The organism is Faecalimicrobium dakarense (genome assembly GCF_000499525.1).
Taxonomy (GTDB): domain Bacteria; phylum Bacillota; class Clostridia; order Peptostreptococcales; family Peptostreptococcaceae; genus Faecalimicrobium; species Faecalimicrobium dakarense.
In genome coordinates, this window is sequence record NZ_HG529323.1 from 1 (window position 1) to 1212 (window position 1212).

Here is a 1212-nt window from a genome sequence, read left to right on the forward strand (position 1 = left end):
GATATCTAAAGAGCAGTCTGAGTTCTTATCATTAACAGGCAACAGAGTTTTTAAATATAACATAAAAAATTTACCTAATGACAAAAATTATGAATTAAGCCAGCAAATACTTTACTGGAGTCTTAAAATATAATTGTATATTATCCAGATAAATTTTAGATTTAATAGAAGTGATTTAAGATATTTTACTAAGGCTATGACTATAAAATCATAGCCTTTTTAGGATATATTTCTATTTTTCAAAAATATCTATAGTCGCTAAGTATAAAGATTTATGAAGAGAATCAATTACTCCCTATTATAATACTCAGATAATAATGCATACATAGATTTAACTAATCCATAATCCTAGATTTAAAAGCTAATTACTTTAATTCAATTTCATCTTCCACATATTCTAAAATATCTCCAGGTTGACATTCTAAAGCCTTACAAATCGAATCTAAAGTTTGTAATCGAATCGCTTTTGCCTTTCCATTTTTCAATATAGAAATGTTCGCTATTGTTATTCCAACCTTCTCCGTAAGTTCTGTTACGCTCATTTTCCTTTTAGCTAACATCACATCAATATTAATTATAATCGCCATATTATTCACCTTATATAGTTAAGTCATTATCGCTTTTTATATCAATAGCTTTTTGTAACAACTTTTGAAGAAGAGCTGCAAAAGTTGCAATTACACTTGGAGCAAAAACGAATACTGCTCCGATTATTATGATACCAGGGGCATCTTCTTTATCCGCTATTAGATATAGAAATGGCATGATTGCTATATATAAGATACTAATTGTGATTGCACAGTATTTTATATTCTTTAAAGCATTTACAGATAATTTCGAGAAAGCTTTGTTCTCGTCAATATAGCTTAAAAGTTTCAACGCCTGATACAAAGCTATGAAAAATGGTATCCCTGTTGCATACACTGCTATTACAACTGGATATAGCAAATTACCAATAGGATACACTATTACTCTATTAGTTAGCAACACATATAAAGCAATAATAATAATTCCAAGAAGAAAAATAGCTGATCTTAGGAAAATTGTTGAACCTTGTTTTGGTTTCATAAAAAATACCTCACTAATTTATTATAATTTTATTTTAATAACCTATTTATCGTTTGTCAATAAATATTTATTCATTTATTATATATATTTATTGTCAAACTTAATACTTTTAATATTTAGTCAGATATAAAAATCAAATATACA

General features: G+C 26.8%; 2 protein-coding genes. Both read right to left on the reverse strand.

Annotated features, from left to right (window positions below; all coding sequences use genetic code 11):
* Positions 1-365 precede the first annotated feature (365 nt).
* Positions 366-587: a helix-turn-helix domain-containing protein gene (locus tag BN899_RS08400; RefSeq protein ID WP_042274595.1), complete on the reverse strand. Its 222-nt coding sequence runs from the start codon at positions 585-587 to the stop codon at positions 366-368.
* A 10-nt stretch (positions 588-597) separates the two neighbouring features.
* Complete coding sequence (locus BN899_RS08405; RefSeq protein WP_042274596.1) at positions 598-1068, reverse strand: DUF2975 domain-containing protein; 471 nt, start codon at positions 1066-1068, stop codon at positions 598-600.
* Positions 1069-1212 lie beyond the last annotated feature (144 nt).